Annotated in this window: 19 protein-coding genes; 13 read left to right on the top strand and 6 right to left on the bottom strand. The window is 68.5% G+C overall.

Features of this window, described 5'->3' with window-relative positions; all coding sequences use genetic code 11:
• The first annotated feature begins 18 nt into the window (after positions 1–18).
• The 5 genes from ABIC53_RS06645 to ABIC53_RS06625 all read left to right on the top strand — a co-directional run bounded on the left by ABIC53_RS06645 (position 19) and on the right by ABIC53_RS06625 (position 5275).
• Positions 19–945 (top strand): proteasome assembly chaperone family protein, encoded by a 927-nt coding sequence (locus ABIC53_RS06645; RefSeq protein WP_282502413.1) that lies wholly within the window; start codon positions 19–21, stop codon positions 943–945.
• A gap of 229 nt (positions 946–1174) precedes the next feature.
• The gene (locus ABIC53_RS06640; protein WP_282502414.1) at positions 1175–2497 is read left to right on the top strand and encodes an RNA polymerase sigma factor; all 1323 of its coding nucleotides are present in this window, start codon (positions 1175–1177) and stop codon (positions 2495–2497) included.
• On the top strand, positions 2494–3192 hold the full coding sequence (locus tag ABIC53_RS06635; RefSeq protein WP_114587847.1) for a coenzyme F420-0:L-glutamate ligase: 699 nt from the start codon (positions 2494–2496) through the stop codon (positions 3190–3192). Before ABIC53_RS06640 ends, ABIC53_RS06635 begins: the two co-directional genes overlap by 4 nt.
• Before the next feature lie 10 nt (positions 3193–3202).
• Positions 3203–4216 (top strand): sugar-transfer associated ATP-grasp domain-containing protein, encoded by a 1014-nt coding sequence (locus ABIC53_RS06630; protein WP_240309657.1) that lies wholly within the window; start codon positions 3203–3205, stop codon positions 4214–4216.
• Between the two features lie 51 nt (positions 4217–4267).
• On the top strand, positions 4268–5275 hold the full coding sequence (locus ABIC53_RS06625) for a sugar-transfer associated ATP-grasp domain-containing protein (protein ID WP_354450811.1): 1008 nt from the start codon (positions 4268–4270) through the stop codon (positions 5273–5275).
• Positions 5276–5369: 94 nt separating this feature from the next.
• Here ABIC53_RS06625 and ABIC53_RS06620 read toward each other — a convergent pair whose 3' ends face one another.
• Positions 5370–5588 (bottom strand): DUF7455 domain-containing protein, encoded by a 219-nt coding sequence (locus ABIC53_RS06620; RefSeq protein WP_112614164.1) that lies wholly within the window; start codon positions 5586–5588, stop codon positions 5370–5372.
• Positions 5589–5782: 194 nt separating this feature from the next.
• On the opposite strand from ABIC53_RS06620, the gene ABIC53_RS06615 reads away from it, so the two are divergent.
• Positions 5783–7852: a DNA gyrase/topoisomerase IV subunit B gene (locus tag ABIC53_RS06615; protein WP_502915515.1), complete on the top strand. Its 2070-nt coding sequence runs from the start codon at positions 5783–5785 to the stop codon at positions 7850–7852.
• 110 nt (positions 7853–7962) lie between these two features.
• Here the strand turns inward: ABIC53_RS06615 and ABIC53_RS06610 are convergent, their stop codons facing one another.
• The gene (locus tag ABIC53_RS06610) at positions 7963–10422 is read right to left on the bottom strand and encodes a DNA gyrase/topoisomerase IV subunit A (RefSeq protein WP_282502415.1); all 2460 of its coding nucleotides are present in this window, start codon (positions 10420–10422) and stop codon (positions 7963–7965) included.
• 63 nt (positions 10423–10485) lie between these two features.
• On the opposite strand from ABIC53_RS06610, the gene ABIC53_RS06605 reads away from it, so the two are divergent.
• Positions 10486–11613 carry an alkaline phosphatase family protein gene (locus ABIC53_RS06605; RefSeq protein WP_282502416.1) on the top strand — a complete coding sequence of 376 codons (1128 nt, stop codon included), beginning with the start codon at positions 10486–10488 and terminating at the stop codon, positions 11611–11613.
• 4 nt (positions 11614–11617) lie between these two features.
• Here ABIC53_RS06605 and sepH read toward each other — a convergent pair whose 3' ends face one another.
• Complete coding sequence (gene sepH, locus ABIC53_RS06600) at positions 11618–12664, bottom strand: septation protein SepH (protein WP_282502417.1); 1047 nt, start codon at positions 12662–12664, stop codon at positions 11618–11620.
• Positions 12665–12892: 228 nt separating this feature from the next.
• Between sepH and ABIC53_RS06595 the strand changes: the two genes are divergently transcribed.
• Positions 12893–13186, top strand: coding sequence for a DUF4193 domain-containing protein (locus ABIC53_RS06595; RefSeq protein WP_023951316.1), 294 nt, complete (start codon positions 12893–12895; stop codon positions 13184–13186).
• Between the two features lie 64 nt (positions 13187–13250).
• Here the strand turns inward: ABIC53_RS06595 and ABIC53_RS06590 are convergent, their stop codons facing one another.
• Positions 13251–13697, bottom strand: coding sequence for a DUF3093 domain-containing protein (locus ABIC53_RS06590; protein WP_337994943.1), 447 nt, complete (start codon positions 13695–13697; stop codon positions 13251–13253).
• Between the two features lie 63 nt (positions 13698–13760).
• On the opposite strand from ABIC53_RS06590, the gene dut reads away from it, so the two are divergent.
• From dut to dxs, 5 genes are all read left to right on the top strand, one after another.
• The gene (dut, locus tag ABIC53_RS06585) at positions 13761–14216 is read left to right on the top strand and encodes a dUTP diphosphatase (protein WP_181574120.1); all 456 of its coding nucleotides are present in this window, start codon (positions 13761–13763) and stop codon (positions 14214–14216) included.
• Positions 14213–14791, top strand: coding sequence for a DUF3710 domain-containing protein (locus tag ABIC53_RS06580; protein WP_112614172.1), 579 nt, complete (start codon positions 14213–14215; stop codon positions 14789–14791). Before dut ends, ABIC53_RS06580 begins: the two co-directional genes overlap by 4 nt.
• On the top strand, positions 14788–15555 hold the full coding sequence (locus ABIC53_RS06575) for a DUF3159 domain-containing protein (RefSeq protein ID WP_274177690.1): 768 nt from the start codon (positions 14788–14790) through the stop codon (positions 15553–15555). The genes ABIC53_RS06580 and ABIC53_RS06575 overlap by 4 nt, the downstream gene beginning before the upstream one ends.
• A gap of 133 nt (positions 15556–15688) precedes the next feature.
• Positions 15689–18547 (top strand): aconitate hydratase AcnA, encoded by a 2859-nt coding sequence (gene acnA, locus ABIC53_RS06570; RefSeq protein WP_274177691.1) that lies wholly within the window; start codon positions 15689–15691, stop codon positions 18545–18547.
• A gap of 104 nt (positions 18548–18651) precedes the next feature.
• Positions 18652–20640, top strand: coding sequence for a 1-deoxy-D-xylulose-5-phosphate synthase (dxs, locus tag ABIC53_RS06565; RefSeq protein ID WP_282502418.1), 1989 nt, complete (start codon positions 18652–18654; stop codon positions 20638–20640).
• On the opposite strand, the gene ABIC53_RS06560 is transcribed toward dxs, so the two are convergent.
• Positions 20622–21224, bottom strand: a complete 603-nt coding sequence (locus ABIC53_RS06560) for a hypothetical protein (protein WP_274177693.1) — start codon at positions 21222–21224, stop codon at positions 20622–20624. The two genes, dxs and ABIC53_RS06560, sit on opposite strands and share 19 nt — an antisense overlap.
• Positions 21221–21898 carry a TetR/AcrR family transcriptional regulator gene (locus ABIC53_RS06555; RefSeq protein WP_282502419.1) on the bottom strand — a complete coding sequence of 226 codons (678 nt, stop codon included), beginning with the start codon at positions 21896–21898 and terminating at the stop codon, positions 21221–21223. The genes ABIC53_RS06560 and ABIC53_RS06555 overlap by 4 nt, the downstream gene beginning before the upstream one ends.
• Positions 21899–21901: the final 3 nt, after the last annotated feature.

Genomic DNA, 21901 nt, shown 5'->3' with positions numbered 1-21901 from the left:
GCCTCGTAGAGTTGAACCATGCCGCTGTCCGGACCGCTCTACGCACGTGCCGCCGGGTCTCCGCCCGTTCCCGCGGGGCTGCCGCTCGTCATCGCGCTGACCGGGTTCACGGATGCCGGCGGTGCGGTCTCGCGCATCGTCGAGTACTTCCGTGGCGAGCTCGACCCCACGACGGTCGTCGCGTTCGACAACGACGTCCTGTTCGACTACCGCGCACGACGGCCGATCGTCACCTTCGACGAGGATCACCTCACCGACTACCGCACGCCGCGGTTGGAGCTCTCTCTCGCGCACGACTCGCTCGGCCAGCCGTTCGTGCTGCTCGCCGGCTACGAGCCCGACTTCGCGTGGGAGGCGTTCGCCGAAACCGTCGTGGGACTGGCCGAGGGGATGCAGGTCGCCTCGATCACGTGGGTGCACGCGATTCCCATGCCCGTGCCGCACACGCGACCCATCGGTGCGACGGTCAGCGGTACCCGCTCCGAACTCACGGCGGCCCACTCCGTCTGGCAGCCCCGAACGCAGATCCCCGCCACGGCGGGCCATCTGCTCGAGCTCCGTCTCGCCGAGGCCGACGCGCGCGTCGCGGGCTTCGCCCTGCTCGTGCCCCATTACCTCGGTGAGACCGAGTACCCGGCTGCGGCCATCGCCGGCCTCGACAGCCTGAGCGTCGCGACCGGGCTCGTCTTCGACAGCGACACGTTGCGCAACGAGAACCGCGACTACCTCGAGAAGGTCGCTGATCAGGTTTCCGGCAGCGAAGAGCTGACGACCATGCTGCACACGCTCGAGGAACGCTACGACTCGTACATGGCGGGGTCGGCGCTCGGACAGCCCATCATCCATACGGGTGATCTTCCGAGTGCGGATGAGCTCGCTGCCGAGCTCGAACGATTCCTCGCTTCGCGCCCGCCAGGGGACGACGACAAGCGCGGTCGCTCCTGAGCTTGCCCCTCCGGCCCTGGTCATCTCCGATGGTGGGAATGCCCGGTAGGCCGTCGGCGTTCTCATAGGAATGAATGCTTGCGCAGGAACAGCGCACGAGATATGAGACAATGAAGGACCTGACCCGTTGTCGATCCTGTGCTCCTCGTCGTTCGAGTGGCGGGGGACTTGACAAGGGTCTTACTAGTGTCCGAGAACCCGGTGCGTTCGCACCGGTGAGAGGCTAACCGTGACGTCAGGCACGAAGACCACCCGCACCCGCGCGAGCGAGGACACCGAACTCGTCGAGGACGCGCCCGCTACCGCAGCGAAGGCTGCGCCCAAGAGCGCCGCGAAGAAGGCGCCTGCGAAGAAGACCGCCGCGAAGAAGGCCGCCCCCGCGAAGGCTTCCAAGGCGAAGGCCAAGGCCGACGACGAAGAGATGGACGACGAGGACGTCGAGGACGACGTCGAGGTCGACACCGACGACGTGACCGACGACGCCGCCCCCGCGGGCGATGCAACCAAGGCCGACGACGACGAGGACGACGACGAGTCGAAGAAGCCCGTCGTCACCGAGGCGCTGCCGACCGGTGCCATCGTCATCTCGTCGAGCGACGAGGAGGACGTCCCCGTCTACTCGACGCAGATCACCGGCGCGACGGCGGACCCGGTCAAGGACTACCTCAAGCAGATCGGCAAGGTCCCGCTGCTGAACGCGGCCGAAGAGGTCGAGCTCGCGATGCGCATCGAAGCCGGACTCTTCGCCGAAGAGAAGCTCTCCCACATGTCGGCGGCCGAGAAGTCGAACCAGCTCGGTCTCGACCTGCAGTGGGTCGCACGTGACGGTCAGCGCGCCAAGAGCCATCTTCTGGGCGCTAACCTGCGTCTGGTCGTCTCGCTCGCCAAGCGCTACACCGGCCGCGGGATGCAGTTCCTCGACCTCATCCAGGAGGGCAACCTCGGTCTCATCCGTGCCGTCGAGAAGTTCGACTACACGAAGGGCTTCAAGTTCTCGACCTATGCGACGTGGTGGATCCGTCAGGCGATCACGCGCGCCATGGCAGACCAGGCCCGTACGATCCGCATCCCGGTGCACATGGTCGAGGTCATCAACAAGCTCGCCCGCGTGCAGCGTCAGATGCTGCAGGACCTCGGACGCGAGCCCACGCCCGAAGAGCTGAGCCGTGAACTCGACATGACCCCCGAGAAGGTCATCGAGGTGCAGAAGTACGGTCGTGAGCCGATCTCGCTGCACACACCCCTCGGTGAAGACGGCGACAGCGAGTTCGGTGACCTCATCGAGGACACCGAGGCGGTCGTCCCGGCCGACGCGGTCGGCTTCACCATGCTGCAGCGTCAGCTCGAGTCGCTCCTCGACTCGCTCAGCGAGCGCGAGGCCGGCGTCATCCGCATGCGCTTCGGCCTCGGCGACGGCCAGCCGAAGACGCTCGACCAGATCGGCGACACGTTCGGCGTGACTCGCGAGCGCATCCGTCAGATCGAGTCGAAGACGATGGCGAAGCTGCGCCACCCGTCGCGTTCGCAGTCGCTGCGGGACTACCTCGAGTGACCGGCGCCGCCAACGAGGGCAAGGCTCTCGAGGTCGTCGTCGACGGCACGTCCTACGCGCGGATCCCGATCCGCACCCGCGTGGTGATGCCGGGCGACGATCTCGAGGCCGTCATCTCGGAATACGCCACGTCCACCGTCCAGCCGGGAGACCTGCTCTTCGTCACCGAGAAGATCGTGGCGATCACGCAGGGTCGTTCCTACACGCTCGACGAAATCGAGGTGCGCCCGCTCGCCCGATTCCTGTCGAAGTACGTCACGCGCACCCCGTACGGCATCGGCCTCGGCATGCCCGAGACGATGGAGATGGCACTCCGCGAGTGCGGCACGCCGCGCATCCTCTTCGCCGCCGCCGTCAGCGCCGTCACGAAGGTCTTCGGCCGCCGCGGCGACTTCTACCGCGTGGCCGGAGACAAGGCGCGCGCCATCGACGGGCCCACGTCCGGAACCATCCCGCCCTACAACAAGGCGGTCGTCCTCGGGCCTACCGACCCGAAGGGTGTCGCCGCGCGGATCAAGTCGCAGCTCGGCGGCGTCGCCGAGGTCGCGGTGGTCGACATCAACGACATCGGCGGCAACATCCTCGGCTCGACGCTCGACAAGGCCGGAGAGCAGCGGCTCGTGCGGATCCTCCGCGACAACCCGCTCGGTCAGGGCCACGAGTCGACGCCGCTCGGCGTCATCCGCGAGGTCTGACGTGGGAGCGGTGAACCGGCTCTACCGGCGTGCGCGTTTCTTCGTCCGTCGCGTCTCATCGTTCGACCGCGAGCGGGTGCTCCAGTTCGCCCGCCAGTCCGCTGCGCTCTCGAAGGCGCCGGTGTGGTGGGTCGCCGCCGACATGGCGTGGTGCGCCGTTCGCTACGAGACGACCTTCGAGAACTATTCGGAGTGGGATTTCCGGATCCTGAAGGCGCGTGAGCGCCGGACATACATGACCGACCCGAAGTCGTTCCACCTGTCGCGGCGTCTCAACGACAACTCGGTGCGCGGCGTCTTCGACGACAAGCTCCAGTTCGCCCAGCGGTTCGGTGACGAGCTCGGACGGGCGTGGCTCGATGTCACCACCTCCGACGCGGCGGCCCTCGCCGCTTTCCTCGACGGTCGCGACCGCGTCATCACCAAGAACCCCGGGGGAGTCGGCGGCAACGGCATCACGATGCGCGAGGTCGCCTCGATCGATGACGTCGCCGCGCTTCGCGAGGAGCTTCTGGCGTCGGGGGAGACGCTCGTCGAAGAGGTCCTGGTGCAGCATCCGGAGATGGCGCGGCTCTATCCCGGCAGCGTCAACTCTCTCCGCGTGGTGACCTATCGAGACCCCGACGATGTGGTTCACGTCCTCGCCTCGGTGCTGAAGGTGGGCAATGGGGGAGTGATCGACAACTTCTCCAACGGTGGCATGTACACGATGCTCGACGACGAGGGCCGCGCCCTCCACGCCGCGAGCGATGAAGAAGGCCGCCCGTTCGAGACGCACCCGATCACCGGAGTTCCGATCACGGGCTACCAGGTTCCGCTCTACCCGCAGGTGCTCGAGCTCGTCGATCGGCTCGCCCGACGGGTTCCCGAGATGCCGTACATCGGCTGGGACATCGCGATCACGCCCGAGCGGCCCGTCGTCATCGAGGGCAATCACAACACGGGTGTGTTCCAGTCGAAGCCGTCGGTGTCGGGCATCCGGCGCGGGCTGCTGCCGCGCTACCGCGCCGCCATGCGCTTCTGAGGTCCGCTGGATCCGCCACCGGAACACCGAGAAACACGGAGAGAACGAGCAATGGGTCGATCACGCGTACGGCTGGGCTACCTCCTCGACCGTGCCCGCAACGTCCGGGTCGGCAACCTCGTCGAGTTCGGGCGCCAGGTGCAGAAGGTGTCGAAGGCACCGCTGCCGCTGATCATCGCCGACATGCTCTGGTGCTCGGTCAAGTACGACATGGGATTCCGCGATTACGCGGTCTGGGACATCCGTCTGCTGAACGCGCGCGAGCGCGCCACCTGGATGACGCACCCGAAGTCGTTCCGGATCACCCGCATGCACAACACGCCCGAGGGGCGCGCGAAGCTGGAGGACAAGCGCCGGTTCGCTCGCGAGTACGCCGACCTGCTCGGCCGCGAGGCGCTCGACCTGCGCGATGTCGACGACGCGGAACTCGGTGCGTTCCTCGGCCGCCACCCGAAGGTTCTGGCGAAGCCGCTCGACGGACACGGCGGCGGCGGGATCACCCTGCACGAGAACGTGACGGATGCTGCGGCCTTCCGCGCCGAGGCCACCGCCGCCGGGCAGTCGATCGTCGACGAGTTCATCGTGCAGCATCCCGAGATGGCCTCGCTCTACCCCGACAGCGTCAACACGGTACGGATGATCACGTTCCTCACCCCGGAGGGCGATGTGCGCCTCCTCGCCGGTGTGCTGCGGATCGGCAACGGCGACGTCATCGACAACTTCGCCTCGGGCGGGATGTTCACGATGCTCGACGAGCACGGCGTCGCGCTCTACCCGGGCGTGGACAAGAACTCGAACGTCTACCGCGAGCACCCCGTGACCGGCACCCCGATCGTCGGCTTCACCGTTCCGTTGTTCGACCAGGTGCTCGCGCTGACCGAACAGCTGGCTCGCCGGACGCCGGAGGCGCCCTATGTCGGGTGGGACCTGGCGATCACGCCGAACGGTCCGGTCGTCATCGAGGGCAATCACAACTCGAGCGTGTTCCAGCCCAAGCCGTCGGCCTCGGGCGTGCGCACCGGCCTGCTTCCCGTGTACCAGGCGGCCGTCGGGTTCTGACCTGACGACCGGAACTGGGCCGCGGTTCCCGGTAGGTTCCCGGTACGCGAAAGCCCCGAGCGCGATGCTCGGGGCTTTCGTCGTGAGGCCGTCCTCAGCCGGCTGCGACGAGGCGCGAGGTCTCGTCGTGCCAGCTGGTGGCGACGGCGCGGAGCTTCTCTTCGTACTTGCGGCCGTGGTGCGCGCAGAAGAGGAGCTCGCTGCCGTTCACCTCGGCGGCGATGTAAGCCTGTGCGCCGCACGAGTCACAGCGATCTGCCGCAGTCAGGCGGTGTTCGAGGACGGCGGTGCTCTCGGAAGTGTTCGTGGTCATGATGGGTGCCTCCTCGGTCGATCGGGTCGTGCAACTGAGTGCCTTCGATACAACCACGACCAGCCGGGGGTATGCCCCATTTGACGTGCATTTCGCTCTGCGCGTACGCTCACCGCGCACAGACCGGACCGGGACCGCCGTGACCTCGTGTGTCCTCCCCAGCGTGTCGGCGCCCGCGGATACGCTTGGAGATCGTGACTGCTGAGTATTCCGCCCACCACCTCCAGGTGCTCGAAGGGCTCGAGGCCGTCCGCAAACGCCCCGGCATGTACATCGGCTCGACCGACTCCCGCGGCCTCATGCACTGCCTCTGGGAGATCATCGACAACTCCGTCGACGAGGCCCTGGGCGGATACGGCTCGCGCATCGACATCGTGCTCCATGCCGACGGCAGCGTCGAGGTGCGTGACCGCGCCCGCGGCATCCCCGTCGACGTCGAGCCCCGCACCGGCCTGACCGGTGTCGAGGTCGTCTTCACCAAGCTGCATGCCGGCGGCAAGTTCGGTGGCGGCTCGTACGCGGCGTCGGGCGGTCTCCACGGTGTCGGCGCATCGGTCGTCAACGCCCTGTCGGAGCGCCTCGACGTCGAGGTCGACCGCGCGGGCAAGACCTACGCGATGTCGTTCCATCGCGGCGAGCCGGGGCTCTTCGCGGGCGATACGCCCGACTCGGAGTTCACCCCGTTCGAGCGCTCGTCCGAGCTGCGTGTGGTCGGCAAGGCGCCCCGGGGTACGACCGGTACCCGCATCCGCTACTGGGCCGACCGTCAGATCTTCACGAAGGATGCCGCCTTCCATCTCGAAGAGCTCGTGCAGCGGGCACGGCAGACCGCCTTCCTCGTCCCGGGCCTCGAGATCGTCATCGTCGACGAGCGCGGCGAGGAGCGGGTCGAGACGAGCTATCGCTTCGACGGCGGCATCTCCGAGTTCGCCGAGTTCCTCGCTCCCGATGCCCCGATCACCGACACCTGGCGGCTGACGGGCTCGGGAAACTTCACCGAGACCGTGCCCGTGCTCCAGGCCAACGGTGCGATGGTCCCGACCGAGGTCGAGCGATCGTGCGAGGTCGACATCGCGCTGCGGTGGGGCACGAGCTACGAGACCGTCACCCGGTCGTTCGTGAACATCATCGCGACTCCGAAGGGCGGAACCCACCAGCAGGGCTTCGAGCAGGGTCTGATGAAGATCATCCGCAGCCAGGTCGAGCAGAACGCTCGGCGCCTGAAGGTCGGCAACGACAAGCTGGAGAAGGACGACATCCTGGCCGGGCTCACCGCGGTCCTGACGGTCCGTCTGCCCGAGCCCCAGTTCGAGGGCCAGACCAAGGAGATCCTCGGAACACCGGCGGTGCGGCAGATCGTGGCATCCGTCGTCAACCGTGAACTGGGTGCGCTGTTCTCATCCACCAGACGCGACGACAAAGCGCAGACGGGGCAGCTGCTCGAGAAGGTCGTTTCCGAGATGAAGGCGCGCATCTCGGCGCGCACCCACAAGGAGACGCAGCGGCGCAAGACCGCTCTCGAGTCCTCGTCGCTGCCGGCGAAGCTCGCGGACTGCCGCAGCAACGACGTGGCCGAGTCCGAGCTGTTCATCGTCGAGGGTGACTCGGCGCTCGGCACCGCCAAGCACGCCCGCAACAGCGAGTATCAGGCGCTGCTTCCCATTCGCGGGAAGATCCTCAACGTGCAGAAGGCGTCGGTCAGCGACATGCTCTCCAACGCCGAATGCGCCGCCATCATCCAGGTGATCGGCGCGGGGTCGGGACGCTCGTTCGACCTGAGCGCGGCTCGCTACGGCAAGGTCATCCTGATGAGCGACGCCGACGTCGACGGCGCACACATCCGTACCCTGCTGCTCACGCTCTTCTTCCGGTACATGCGACCGCTCATCGAGGATGGTCGCGTGTTCGCCGCGGTTCCGCCGCTGCACCGCGTGGTCGTCGTCAACCCGGGGTCGAAGCCGAACGAGACGATCTACACGTACTCCGAGGCCGAACTACACGGGCTGCTCACGAAGCTCCGCAAGTCCGGGCGGAAATGGCAGGAGCCCGTGCAGCGCTACAAGGGTCTCGGCGAGATGGATGCCGATCAGCTCGCGACGACCACGATGGATCGCGCCGGCCGTACGCTCCGCCGTGTCCGTGTCGAGGACGCCGATGCGGCCAACGCCGTCTTCGAGCTGCTCATGGGCAACGAGGTCGCGCCGCGCCGCGACTTCATCGTCACCTCGAGCGACCGCCTCTCGCGCGAGGCCATCGACGCCTGACCCACGCCACGGCGGCGCGCACGAAACTCGGAGGACGACGCGAGCCTCGGAGGCATCCCGGCCAGGGGTCCGAGGTCGACGTCATTCTCCGAGGTTCGGCGGCCGGCGGCTCAGGCGACGACGGTGCCGACCGCACCGATCACGCCATCCAGAGGCTGGCCTGACGCGTCGCGCTTGGCTCCGGCCTCGGGCAGAGCGCGGGTCGCACCGTCAGGACCGACCGCGCGGGGGGAGTCGCCCACCCACGCCAGGGTCAGCGTGTCTTCGCCGCGCAGGAAGCGCTGCGCACGGACGCCGCCGGTCGCGCGGCCCTTCGCCGGGAACTCGGAGAATGCCGACACCTTGCCGCTGCCGGCGTCAGCACCGGCGAGCGACTGCGTCGACCCAGCGATCGTGACGACTACGGTGTTCTCGGACGCGGTCACGGCGGTGAACGCGATGACTCGCTCGCCGTCTGCGACGCGGACGCCCGCCATGCCGCCGGCGGCTCGACCCTGCGGCCGCACCGCAGCCGCGTCGAAGCGCAGCAGCTGGGCGTCGGAGGTGACGAAGACCAGCTCGGTACCGTCGGGGGCGGGCGCGGCGCCGACGACGCGATCACCGGGCTTGAGCGAGATGATCTCGGCGTCGGGCTTCCCCGGCGCGAGCTCGGTGGCCGCGACACGCTTGACCACGCCCTGAGCGGTGCCGAGCGCGATCGGCGGTTCGCCGGTCAACGGCACGATGGCCACGACGTGCTCGTTCGGGCCGAGCCCGAGGTACTGGTCGGCCTTCGAGCCTGCCGCGAGCTGAACGCTGTTGCCGGGAACCGAGGGCAGATCGACGGGCGAGAAGCGGACGAGGCGCCCCGTGCTGGTGACGGCGCCGAGGTCGCCCCGGACCGTCGCGTCGACGGCCGATCGGATGGCGTCGTGCTTGCTCCGCCGCGCAGGCGGGACGATGCCGCTGCTGAGCAGATCTTCGCCGAGCTCTGCGCGGACCATGCGGCCGGTCGCCGACATGAACACGCGGCAGGGCGCGTCGGCGATCTGCAGGTCGACGCCGGCCTTCTTGCCCGAGCGTGCGGTCACGGGTCCGCCGTTGAGCAGCAGCGTGCGACGCGGCGTGCCGTACGTCTCGGCGGCCGCCTCGAGCTCGCGGGCCACCTGGGCTCGGAGCAGCACGTCACTCGCGAGGAGCTCCTCGAGGTGCGCGATCTCGGCCTTCAACTGGTCGCGCTCGGTCTCCAGCTCGATGCGGGAGAACTTCGTCAGGCGGCGTAGACGCAGTTCGAGGATGTACTCGGCCTGCGGCTGCGAGAGATCGAAGACGTCGATCAGTCGCGTCCTCGCCTGCTCCCCGTCATCGGACGCGCGGATGACCTGGATGACCTCGTCGATGTCGAGGATCGCGATGAGCAGGCCCTCGACGAGGTGCAGGCGCTCCTGCTTCCTGGCCAAGCGGTACCGGCTGCGCCGTGTGACGACCTCGATGCGGTGGTCGAGGTAGACGCGCAGCAGCTCTTTGAGTCCGAGCGTCTGGGGCTGTCCCTCCACCAGCGCGACGTTGTTGATGCCGAACGAGTCCTCGAGCGGGGTCAGCCGGTAGAGCTGCTCGAGCACCGCGTTCGGGTCGAAGCCCGTCTTGATCGTGATGACGAGGCGCAACCCGTGGTTGCGGTCGGTGAAGTCCTGGACATCCGAGATACCGGTCAGCTTCTTGGCGTTGACGGCGTCCTTGATCTTCTCGATGATCCGCTCGGGGCCGACCATGTACGGCAGCTCGGTCACGACGAGACCGGTGCGCCGTGGCCCGAGCGACTCGACCGACACCTTCGCGCGGGTGCGGAAGGTGCCGCGCCCGTTCGTGTAGGCATCCTTGATGCCGTCGAGTCCGACGATCACGCCGCCGCCGGGCAGGTCGGGGCCCGGCACGAACTCCATGAGCTCGTCGAGCGTCGCGTCGGGGTTCTCGAGCAGGTGCACGGCTGCCGCCACGACCTCGATGAGGTTGTGCGGCGCCATGTTCGTCGCCATGCCGACGGCGATGCCCGTCGTTCCGTTGACCAGCAGGTTCGGGTACGCGGCGGGAAGGACGGCCGGCTGCTGGAACTGTCCGTCGTAGTTCGGGACGAAGTCGACGACGTCCTCGTCGAGGTTCTCGGTCAGGGCCAGCGCGGAGGGCGCCAGCCGGGCCTCGGTGTACCGCGCTGCCGCAGGCCCGTCGTCGAGCGAGCCGAAGTTGCCGTGTCCGTCGACCAGGGGCACGCGCAGAGCGAAGTCCTGTGCGAGACGGACGAGCGCGTCGTAGATCGCGGAGTCGCCGTGCGGGTGCAGCTTTCCCATGACTTCGCCCACGACACGGGCGCTCTTGACGTGCCCCTTGTCAGGACGGAGGCCCATGTCGGCCATCTGGAACAGGATGCGCCGCTGCACGGGCTTGAGGCCGTCACGCGCGTCGGGAAGCGCGCGGGAGTAGATGACCGAATACGCGTACTCGAGGAACGAACCCTGCATCTCCGCCGAGACGTCGACGTCCTCGATGCGCTCCGGCTGGTCGGGGACGGGTGAAGCGGTGCGGGATGCGGCCATGGAGCTGTACGGACCTCGATCGGGGATGGGAGTGCGGATGCCGGGTGTGCGAGACTGTCCGCGATGCCCTCCAGCCTACCGATCGACCCGCCGGCGGCCCGGAGCCTCACCGGTGTGCTGCCGCAGCTGGTCGCCTCCGTCTCGGGTCGATCCGACTGGTTCGCTCCGGCGCGATCGGCGATCGTCATCGTCGCCGACGGGCTGGGGCGCGGCAACCTCGCTCAGCGGGCCGCTTACGCCCGGTTCCTCTCCGAGCGGATGGCCAAGCGGGATGCCGCTCGCACGGTGTTCCCGGCGACGACCGCCGCCGCCCTGAGCAGCCTCTTCACCGGCGTGCTTCCGGGTGAGCACGGCATCGTCGGCTATCGCGTCCGCGTGCCGGGCACCGCATCCGCTCCCAATCAGCTGACGGGGTGGGAGCAAGACGGGCTCGATCCGCTCTCGTGGCAGCGCTCGCAGCCGGTCTTCGAGCGCGAGGTCGCCGGGGGAAGACGCTGTTTCGTCGTGAGCCGGGCGCAGTACGCCGGCACGGGGTTCACGACGGCTACGGTGCGCGGGGCCGAGTTCGTCGCGGCCTCGGGGATCGGCGAGCGTCTCGCGATGGCTGAGGCCCTCGCGGGCACTCATGACGGGTCCCTCGTCTACGTCTACATTCCCGAGCTCGACGTCATCGGGCACGCGCAGGGCTGGGAGAGCGACCGGTGGTCGGCCGAGCTGGAGTCGCTCGACGCCGAGCTGCGGCGCTGGGACCGTCAACTGGCACCCGGGATCGGCGCGGTGCTGACGGCCGACCACGGCATGATCGACGTTCCCGCGCACCGGCATGTGCTGCTCCGAGAGGGGGACCCGCTCCTCGACGAGGTCGAAGTCATCGGCGGCGAGCCGCGGATGCTGCACCTCTATGCGTCCGACGGCGCGGCCGAACGCGTCGCTTCGCGCTGGCGCGACGCGGAGTCGGATCGCTCCTGGGTCGTGACGCGCGAGGAGGCGATCGACGCCGGGCTGTTCGGACCGGTGCATCCCGAGGTCGTACCGCGGATCGGCGACGTGCTGGTCGCCGCGCGCTCAGCGGTGGCCTACTACGACGATCGTCTCGCCGACAAGAAACCGCAGCGCATGGTCGGCCAGCACGGATCTCTGACGGATCAGGAGCGGATCGTTCCGCTCGTCCGTCTCGGCGCGTTCGCCTGAGCGGTCAGGCGTCCTCGCTGCGAGCGCCGAAGACGATCTCGTCCCACGAGGGCATCGACGTGCGGCCACCGCGACGGCGAGTCTCGGGCGCGGAATCCTCGCTCGCGGGCTCGGTCTTCGGCGTCTCGGGTTCGGACGGCGCAGGCTCGGCTGGCTCGCGCTGACCGGCCTCCAGGGCATCGAAGAGGGCGACCGGAGTGCGTTCACGCGTGTCGGCACCGCGGTCCTCGCCGGGCATCGGCTCACGCTGGCCTCGGCGACGCCGGAGCGCTTCGAGCAGATCGGCGGTCTCCGACGAGGTCACGACCGGCTCGGGCGCTCGCTTGATCGCCGCGTCCTTCGCGTTCGTGCTGCGCAGCGAGTTCGACGCGACCGCGTCAGCGTCAGCGGCGGCGGCGGCGGGATGCCGCGGCCCGAAGGCGCCGCTGTCGAACCGGGACTCGTCCTTGGCCTGTGGCGTGTCGAGGGCACGGAGACGGGGGATCAGACCTTCCGGCAGCGACCCCTGCCGCGACAGCTGCGTCGCATCCGAGTTCAGCGGTGCCAGCGACGAGCGCCGCGGGTCGAACGACCACCGTGCGTCGTGCTCCACCTCGCCGACCGTGAACTCGACCTTCACGATCCAGCCGTCGGGTTCGCGCCAGCTGCTCCACCGCTCGCCGGTCGCGCCTGCCTCGCTGAGCTTGGTTCGAACCGCCGTTCCGAAGGTCGGCTGCGCATCGGGCTCCAGCTCGCCTGCGATGAGGACGGGCACGGCGAGCGCTTGCCCGACGATGTGCTCGCGTTCGGCGATGATCGGGCGCTCGTAACGCGCGACGTCCTCGGCCCGGACTCCGAGGAGGGTGGCGACGTCCGCGGCGCTCATCCCGGAGCGGATGTGCGATTGGATCTCGCGGGGGCTGGGGCGAGGAGCCCGCGGTTCGTCCGTCGGCCGGGCGCGGCGCAGCTGGGCGCGCAGCGTCTCGTTCACCGGCAACGCGAAGCGCTCCCCGGACTCGGTGGCGAGGACGAGGATGCCCTCCTCGGTCCCGATGACCTTGAGCTGTTCCATGCGCAGAACCCTCCCAGCGATACGTGTGCCGTCATGGTGTCACAGGCATCCGGGCACCGCGGGAATATCCGGGGCGCGCCGCCGGTTTCGGGGGGCGAACCGGTCGTGCGCATCCGTTCCCGGAAGGATCTTCCGCGACGTTTTGCGAAAATCGCGCCGGTCATGCAAACTATCGCCGCCCCACTCGGCGCGGCAACCGGCAACACCTGGAAGTAGAGGCCTTTCGACATGGCTACGGATTACGACGCACCCCGCAAGACCGAGGACGACAGCGAGTCGATCGAGGCCCTGAAGGAGCGCGTGCCCGACAAGTCGTCGGGCTCGATCGACAACGAGGACGCCGACAACCCGTCGGGCTTCGAGCTGCCCGGGGCCGACCTCTCGGACCTCGAACTCGATGTCGTCGTCCTGCCCCCGCAGGAGGACGAGTTCACGTGCATGGAGTGCTTCCTCGTGAAGCACCGCACCCAGATCGATCACGAGACCAAGGTCGGCGCCATCTGCACCGAGTGCGCGGCCTGATCGCACGACCTTCGCTGACCCTCGACGCCCCGGCGTCGGGGGTCGGTCTTTTACCGGGCGGCGTTTACGCGTCCGAGCCGGCCGGGGCGGCGGTCGCGCGGGCGCTCTCGATCACCGCGGCGACGCGGGCGGGCGTCCGCGAGGAGAACACCCAGTGGGTGACCGGATCGTCGTCGTCTTCGATCGCGATCCGTACGACTCCGTCGATGCCGCCACGCAGAAGGTGCCAGGAACTCGACGACAGGCCGGGCCCGCGTGCCTGCCGCGCGGCGTCGCCGGTGAACGTCTCGATCTCGCCGAGGTAGGTGAGCTCGATGCTCGCGCGCCCGACTCGGAGCCGCTCGCCGGTGACTTCGATCACCGGTGAGAGGGCGATGAGTCCTGCCACGACGAGGGCTCCCACGGCGATGCCGGCGATGAGCCCGACCACCGAGTCGAGCGGGGCGAGCACGAGAGCGACCATCGGCCCGCAGACGGCGGCGCTCACCAGAGCCCACAGGGATGGGCTCAAGCGCTCGCGGTAGCTTGTGGCGGGCGAGGTGGCGGGGGCGGAACTGTGCATTAGCCTCGTGGGGTGACCGAATCCGTGGACGTCCCCATTATCGCCGCCGACGTTCCCGTTTACGCCCATCCCGGAGATGCCGGAGCAGATCTCGTGTCCGTCGAGCAGCTGCGTCTCGAGCCCGGGCAGCGCGCACTCGTGGGGACCGGTGTCCGAATCGCCCTGCCGGACGGCTTCGCCGCCTTCGTCGTGCCGCGCAGCGGGCTCGCGGCGAAGCACGGGATCACCGTGGTCAACTCGCCGGGGACGGTCGACGCCGGGTACCGCGGAGAGATCAAGGTCACGCTCCTGAACACCGACACCGCCGAGCCGTACGACATCGCGCCCGGCGACCGCATCGCCCAACTGATCGTCATGCCCGTCACCCGGGCCCGCTTCATCCCCGTCGACACCCTGCCCGAGAGCGTTCGCGGTGAGGGCGGTTTCGGCTCGACCGGCTATCAGCAGCAGACAGGAGTACCCGCATGAGCGACGACGCGAAGTCGGCACCCGCCGACCGGGCCACGGCAGGCCCCTTCGACGAGTCCGAGGCCAACCCGGTTCGTCCGTACATCGATCTGGGCGGTATCAAGGTGCTGCCGCGCGAGGGGCTGAACCTGCGTCTCGAGGTCGAGGAACAGACGAAGCGCATTGTCGCGGTCGGTCTCGACTACGCCGGTTCGACGCTTCAGGTCCAGCCGTTCGCAGCGCCCCGTTCGACGGGGCTCTGGGAGGAGACGCGCGAGCAGATCCGCCAGCAGGTGCGCCAGCAGGGCGGTCGCGTCGAGGAGCGCGAAGGCCCGCTCGGCCCGGAGCTGCTCGCCGAGGTCCCCGTGATGGCCGGGGCGGAGGGCAGCGGAAAGCGTCTCGCACGTTTCGTCGGCGTCGACGGGCCGCGGTGGTTCCTCCGAGGCGTCATCGGCGGTGCGGCGACCAATGACGTCGACGCGGCTGCGCAGGTCGAGGACCTCTTCCGGTCGCTCGTGGTCGTCCGCGGCGGATCGCCGATGCCGCCGCGTGACCTCATCCCGCTCAAGATGCCGGCGACCCCCGGCTCGGCGTGAGCGCTGACGAACGGCGCGAGGCCGCGACCGAGCGCCCCGCCGATCTGACCCCGCCCGAACCGGTGGCCTCGACCTCGGGCGTTCTCGGAGCCGCGCTCGGCGAGGCTGCGCGTAAGGCCGGTTTCGATCCCGACACCGAGGCTTCGACCGGGGGCGTCGTCTGGCGCGCGATGGGCGGTTTCCGCGGCATCGTCGAGGCCGTCCTCCCCGGCTTGGTCTTCATCGTCGTGTTCACGCTCACGACGGACCCGCAGACCCGTGAGGCGAATCTCTGGCTGTCGCTCGGGCTGTCGGTGGGCGTCGCCGCGGTGTTCACGCTGCTGCGCCTCATCCAGCGCGGCCCGGCAGGAGCCGCATTCGGAGGTCTCATCGCTACCGCTGCGGCCGCGGGGCTGGCGCTGTGGACGGGGCGGGGGCAGGACAACTTCATCCCGGGTCTGATCACCAATGCGGCTTACGGGACCGCCTTCCTGGTCTCGGCCCTCATTGGATGGTCGCTCATCGGACTCGCCGCCGGATTCCTCATGAACGAGGGCGTCGCCTGGAGGCGTGACAAGCGCAAGCGCCGCGTCTACTTCTGGCTCGCGATCGCCTGGGCGGGGCTCTTCTACCTCAGGCTCGCCGTGCAACTGCCGCTGTACTTCGCCGACGAAGTCGCCGCCCTCGGAACCCTGAAGCTCGTCATGGGCCTGCCGCTGTTCGCCCCGCTCGCGGCCGTCACCTGGCTCGCCGTGCGGGCGCTCTATAAGCGGCCCGCCGAGTGATACATTTATCTTGACGTCAAGATAAATTTCCCCCGATCCGACTAAGGGTCGCCTCACTAGATCGACCGGTGCGGCGAGGGGATGATGGGACAGTGCGCGCGAGCGCGCGGCCCGCCGATGAAGGAGAGCAGACGTGTCCACTGTTGACAGCTTCGGAGCCAAGAGCACCCTGACGGTCGGCAGCACCGACTACGAGATCTTCCGGATCGACACGGTCGAGGGTTACGACCGTCTTCCCTTCAGCCTCAAGGTGCTGCTCGAGAACCTCCTGCGCACCGAGGACGGCGCGAACGTGACGCAGGAGCAGATCCGCGCGCTGGGTTCGTGGGACGCCTCGGCAGAGCCCGACACCGAGATCCAGTTCACCCCGGCCCGCGTCGTGATGCAGGACTTCACGGGCGTGCCCTGCATCGTCGATCTCGCCACGATGCGCGAGGCGGTGACCGCGCTCGGCGGTGACCCCAACCGCATCAACCCGCTCTCGCCCGCCGAGATGGTCATCGACCACTCGGTCATCGCCGATCTCTTCGGCAGCGAGAACGCCCTCGAGCGCAACGTCGAGATCGAGTACGAGCGCAACGGCGAGCGTTACCAGTTCCTCCGTTGGGGTCAGGGCGCGTTCGACGACTTCAAGGTCGTCCCCCCGGGCACCGGCATCGTCCACCAGGTGAACATCGAGCACCTCGCGAAGGTCATCTACGACCGCAACGTCGACGGTGTGCTCCGTGCGTACCCCGACACCTGTGTCGGCACCGACTCGCACACCACGATGGTCAATGGCCTCGGTGTCCTGGGTTGGGGTGTCGGCGGCATCGAGGCCGAGGCCGCGATGCTGGGTCAGCCCGTGTCGATGCTCATCCCGCGCGTCGTGGGCTTCAAGCTCACCGGCGAGATCCCCGCGGGCGTCACCGCGACCGACGTCGTGCTGACGATCACCGACATGCTGCGCAAGCACGGCGTGGTCGGCAAGTTCGTCGAGTTCTACGGCGCCGGCGTCGGGTCCGTCCCGCTCGCGAACCGCGCCACGATCGGCAACATGAGCCCCGAGTTCGGGTCGACCGCCGCGATGTTCCCCATCGACGACGTCACGCTCGACTACCTGCGCCTGACCGGCCGCGACGAGCAGACCGTCGCCCTCGTCGAGGCGTACGCGAAGGAGCAGTCGCTCTGGCACGACCCCGCGAACGAGCCGAGCTACAGCGAGTACATGGAGCTCGACCTCTCGACGGTCGTCCCGTCGATCGCCGGCCCGAAGCGCCCGCAGGACCGCATCCTCCTGTCGGAGTCGAAGGAGCAGTTCGCGAAGGACATCCTCAACTACGCGACGGCCGCCGACGAGGCCGTCGAGGTCGAGGGCACCTTCCCGGCGTCCGACCCGGGCAACGCCCCGGGCGTCGAGCACGAGACCCACTCCGACGACACCGTCTCGCACCAGCACGACCACGCGCACGCGGGTCTGCTCTCGAGCGGCGCACGCCATGCGGCATCCAACCCGGTGAAGGTCACGCAGCCGTCGGGCGAGAGCTACATGCTCGACAACGGCGCAGTGACGCTCGCGGCCATCACGTCGTGCACCAACACGTCGAACCCGTCGGTCATGATCGCCGCAGGTCTGCTGGCCCGCAAGGCCTCGGAGCGCGGCCTCACGCGCAAGCCGTGGGTCAAGACGACGCTCGGCCCCGGCTCGAAGGTCGTCACCGACTACTACGAGAAGTCCGGCCTCGACAAGGACCTCGAGAACCTCGGCTTCTACACCGTCGGCTACGGCTGCACGATCTGCATCGGAAACTCCGGCCCGCTGATCGAAGAGGTCTCGGCCGCGATCAACGAGAACGACCTCGCGGTCACCGCGGTGCTCTCGGGCAACCGCAACTTCGAAGGCCGCATCAGCCCCGACGTCAAGATGAACTACCTGGCCTCGCCGCCGCTGGTCGTCGCGTACGCCCTGGCCGGGTCGATGAACTTCGACTTCGAGACCGATGCGCTCGGCAAGGACTCGGACGGCAACGACGTCTTCCTCAAGGACATCTGGCCCGCTCCCGATGAGGTCCAGGAGATCATCGACTCGTCGATCTCGCGTGAGCAGTTCATCAAGCAGTACGCCACCGTGTTCGACGGTGACGAGCGCTGGAAGAACCTGCCCACGCCGACCGGCCCGGTGTTCGAGTGGGACGAGGACTCGACCTACGTCCGCAAGGCGCCGTACTTCGACGGCATGCAGATGGAGCTGACCCCGGTCGCCGACATCACCGGTGCGCGCGTCATGGCGACGCTGGGCGACTCGGTCACCACCGACCACATCAGCCCGGCCGGAAACATCAAGGCCGGCACCCCGGCCGCGCAGTACCTCACCGAGCACGGCGTCGCGCAGAAGGACTTCAACTCCTACGGCTCGCGCCGTGGCAACCACGAGGTCATGATCCGCGGAACCTTCGCCAACATCCGTCTGAAGAACGAGCTCACGGCAGCGGTCAACGACGGCAAGGTCGTCGAGGGCGGCTACACGCGCGACTTCACTCAGGAGGGCGGCCCGCAGTCGTTCATCTACGACGCGAGCCAGAACTACCAGGCGCAGGGTACGCCGCTCGTCATCTTCGGCGGCAAGGAGTACGGCTCGGGCTCGTCGCGCGACTGGGCGGCGAAGGGCACCAACCTCCTCGGCGTGAAGGCGGTCATCACCGAGAGCTTCGAGCGCATCCACCGCTCGAACCTGATCGGCATGGGCGTCGTCCCGCTGCAGTTCCCCGCCGGTGAGAGCTGGAAGTCGCTGGGACTCGACGGCACCGAGATCATCTCGATCACGGGACTCGAACAGCTGAACGAAGGCGTCACCCCGAAGACGGTGAAGGTCGTCGCCGAGCCGAGCGAGTTCTCGCCCGAGGGCAAGCAGACGGTCGAGTTCGACGCGATCGTGCGCATCGACACCCCCGGTGAGGCCGACTACTACCGCAACGGCGGCATCCTGCAGTACGTGCTGCGCTCGCTCGTCTGAGACACGGAGCTGCAGTAGTCCACGAGAGGCCGGAGCGTCCAGCTCCGGCCTCTCGTGCATCCCGCTGATTAGACTTACCGGCACCCGATGGAAGGAGGAGCTCGATGTCGTTGCTCTCCTCGATCTCGCACCCGCGCGATCTCGACGCCCTCTCGATCGCTCAGCTCGAGACGCTCGCCGGTGAGATCCGCTCGTTCCTCGTCGAGAACGTCGCGCGCAGCGGCGGGCACCTCGGACCCAACCTCGGAGTCGTCGAGCTCACCCTCGCGATCCATCGGGTCTTCGACTCTCCGAACGACCCGGTGGTCTTCGACACCGGGCATCAGTCCTACGTGCACAAGCTGATCACGGGCCGCCAGGACTTCTCGCGGCTGCGCTCGCGGGGCGGCTTGGCTGGCTACCCGCAGCGCAGCGAGAGCGAGCACGACGTCGTCGAGTCGTCGCACGCGTCGAGCTCGCTCAGCTGGGCCGACGGCATCTCACGGGCCTTCGCCCGCACCGGTCGCACCGACCGCCATGTCGTCACCGTGGTCGGCGATGGCTCCCTGACCGGCGGGATGACGTGGGAGGCGCTCAACAACATCTCCGACGACAACGATCGCAACCTGGTCATCGTCGTCAACGACAACGGCCGTTCGTACGCGCCGACGATCGGCGGCATGGCGCGTTTCCTGAACAAGGTGCGCACCACCGAGGGCTACCGGTCGTTGCACGAAGGCTCAGCGTCGCTCTTCGGCCGCCTCGGGCCGGCGGCGCGGGCCGTCTACCGCGGACTCCGCGGTGGGACTCACGGATTCTTGTCCCGGTTCGTGAACAATGAGGCCCTGTACTCGAATCTCGATATCAAGTACCTCGGACCCGTCGACGGCCACGACCTCGAGGCCATGATCGAGACCCTGCGCCTCGCGAAGTCGTACGGTGCTCCGGTCATCGTGCACGCGATCACCGAGAAGGGCCGCGGCTACGCGCCCGCCCGACTCGACGAAGCCGACCAGTTCCATGCCGTGGGGAAGATCGACCCTGCGACGGGCCAGCCGGTCTCCTCCGGTGGCAAGACGACCTGGACCGACGTGTTCGCCGAGGAGCTCGTGTCTGCGGGGGAGCGCCGCGGCGATGTCGTCGCGATCACTGCGGCGATGCTGCGTCCGACCGGGCTGCTGCCCTTCGCGCAGCGGTTCCCCGACCGTGTCCTGGACGTCGGCATCGCGGAGCAGCACGCCGTCGCGGCATCCGCCGGCCTCGCCTTCGGCGGCCTGCATCCGGTCGTCGCGATCTACGCGACGTTCATGAACCGCGCGTTCGACCAGATGATGATGGATGTCGCGCTGCACCGTGCAGGTGTGACGTTCGTCCTCGACCGGGCCGGCGTGACCGGACCCGACGGACCCAGCCATCACGGCATCTGGGACCTCGCGATGCTCCAGCTCGTGCCCGGCGTCCGTATCGCGGCGCCGCGAGACGCTGAGCGTCTCCGCGAGGTATTCCGTGAGGCCGTCGACATCGAGGACGCGCCCACGGTCGTTCGATATCCGAAGGGATCGGTCGGCGACGAGTTGCCCGCTGTGGAACGTCTGGACGACGGAACCGACGTGCTGGTGCGGGGCGAATCGGACGATGTCCTCATCGTCGGCATCGGCCCGATGGCGCGCCTGGGCATCGAGGTCGCCGAGCGCCTGCGAGCACAGGGAATCGGCGCGACCGTCATCGATCCTCGCTGGGTGGTCCCGGTCGCTCGCTCGGTCGTGGATCTCGCCGCTGGACACCGGCTCGTCATCACCATCGAGGACGGGATCCGTGTCGGTGGTATCGGCACACGCATCCGCCAGGTTCTTCGCGAGGCCGGCATCGACACGGCCGTCGACGAGCTCGGACTGCCCGACGAGTTCATCGATCACGCGGAGCGCTACGAGATCCTCGACGACGCGGGTCTGACGTCCGCGAAGATCGCGCACGACGTCGTCGCGCAGGTCCTCGGTACCCGCATCCCGATCGCCCGGCCGAGCGCGGATGCCGCGACGGACTGGGCGGATGCCGCCGACGCGCCGGGCCGCGCGGGTGCGAGCGACGGCGAGCCTCAGCCTCGCGGCCGCTGACGTCGTCGCCGGTCGGGGGAGATGATGCGGTAGTTCTCGTCGAGGGGATCCTCGGTGGCGGCGTCCGGGTTCGAGGTCGGCACGACGTCGCCGAACACCTCGGCGTCGAGGCGGAGGGCTCGCCGCATGGTGATGAACCAGGCGCCTGCGAGTCCGAGGGCGCTGAGAGGCACGTTGACGAGGAAGGCGATCGATTCGATCCACCCGTCGCCCGAGTCGCCGATGAGCAAGGGAAGGGCGACGGCCGTGGTGGCGAAGCCGACCAGCGCGCCGTAGGCCGTGAAAGCGATGAGATGTGCGCCGACACGTGGCGAACGTCGCAGGAGGCGGCCGAGTGCGTATGCGCCGGGGGAGCCGATCACCACAGCGGGCACGGAGACGACCAAGATCATCACGGTGCCCACGACCAAGCTGAAGCCGCCCGTCAGCACCGCCCAGGCGACGATGAGTAGCAGCGTGGTCGCGCCCCACGCGCGGGCGATGCCCGCCAGGAACTCGGCGCGGGTGAACGCGAGGGGTTCGGCATCCGTGCGGGGCGAGTCTCGACGTGGTGCGCGCTGCTGTTGCGGGCCGGCGCCCGTCACGAGCGGGCCTCGGCGATGAGGTCGAGAAGTTCCCGCACCGGCCGCCGCAGCATCGGGAGGCGCGCCAGTGGGAGCGCCATCGCGAGCAGTGCCAGGCCCTTGTCGAGCAAGCGCCGCGTCTTCGCCTGGTGATCGGACTCGTCGTAGACCCAGTACATCGCGAGCAGCAGATGCGCGAGAACGAGCGCGCCGGGCAGCGCCTCGGCGATGTCCTTCGGAAGCTTGTGGTCGGCACCGTCGACGGCGGTACGGAACAGATCCTCCACGATCGCGAGCGAGGCGTTCGACTCGGGCGACAGCGGGTTGATCGACGATCGCGGCGAGACGGCGGCCGTCAGGAACTCGGGCGCATGGCCATGCGTCGGCGTCAGTTGATCGAGGCCCGTGTGGAAGACGATCGCGAGCCTGTCCTTGAGGTCGCGCTTCGACTCGAGTCCGGGCAGGGCGGCCGCGCGGTGACCCTGCTGCACCTGCAGGTAGAACTCCTGCACGAGCTCGTTCTTCGACGCGAAGTGGTAGTTCGTCGTCCCGACCGACACGCCGGCCTCCGATGCGATGCGGCGGATGGTGGTCGCGTCGTAGCCGCGTTCGCGAAACGAACGCAGCGCCGTATCGACGATCAGGGCACGTGTGCGGTCGCGCTTCGATCCGGTCGGCTCCGGGGTGCTGAACATGTT

The sequence above is a fragment of the Microbacterium sp. 1262 genome (genome assembly GCF_040544895.1).
Taxonomy (GTDB): domain Bacteria; phylum Actinomycetota; class Actinomycetes; order Actinomycetales; family Microbacteriaceae; genus Microbacterium; species Microbacterium plantarum.
Note: the sequence above shows the minus strand (reverse complement) of the source record. Positions and strands in the feature narration are given on the sequence as shown.

Excerpts from the sequence above, each read along its gene's own strand:
- ABIC53_RS06625 (WP_354450811.1), top strand. The coding sequence starts at position 4,268 with ATGGGTCGATCACGCGTACGGCTGGGCTACCTCCTCGACCGTGCCCGC.
- ABIC53_RS06620 (WP_112614164.1), bottom strand. The coding sequence starts at position 5,588 with ATGACCACGAACACTTCCGAGAGCACCGCCGTCCTCGAACACCGCCTG.
- ABIC53_RS06610 (WP_282502415.1), bottom strand. The coding sequence starts at position 10,422 with ATGGCCGCATCCCGCACCGCTTCACCCGTCCCCGACCAGCCGGAGCGC.
- ABIC53_RS06555 (WP_282502419.1), bottom strand. The coding sequence starts at position 21,898 with ATGTTCAGCACCCCGGAGCCGACCGGATCGAAGCGCGACCGCACACGT.
- ABIC53_RS06645 (WP_282502413.1), top strand. The coding sequence starts at position 19 with ATGCCGCTGTCCGGACCGCTCTACGCACGTGCCGCCGGGTCTCCGCCC.
- dxs (WP_282502418.1), top strand. The coding sequence starts at position 18,652 with ATGTCGTTGCTCTCCTCGATCTCGCACCCGCGCGATCTCGACGCCCTC.
- ABIC53_RS06595 (WP_023951316.1), top strand. The coding sequence starts at position 12,893 with ATGGCTACGGATTACGACGCACCCCGCAAGACCGAGGACGACAGCGAG.
- ABIC53_RS06605 (WP_282502416.1), top strand. The coding sequence starts at position 10,486 with ATGCCCTCCAGCCTACCGATCGACCCGCCGGCGGCCCGGAGCCTCACC.
- ABIC53_RS06580 (WP_112614172.1), top strand. The coding sequence starts at position 14,213 with ATGAGCGACGACGCGAAGTCGGCACCCGCCGACCGGGCCACGGCAGGC.
- sepH (WP_282502417.1), bottom strand. The coding sequence starts at position 12,664 with ATGGAACAGCTCAAGGTCATCGGGACCGAGGAGGGCATCCTCGTCCTC.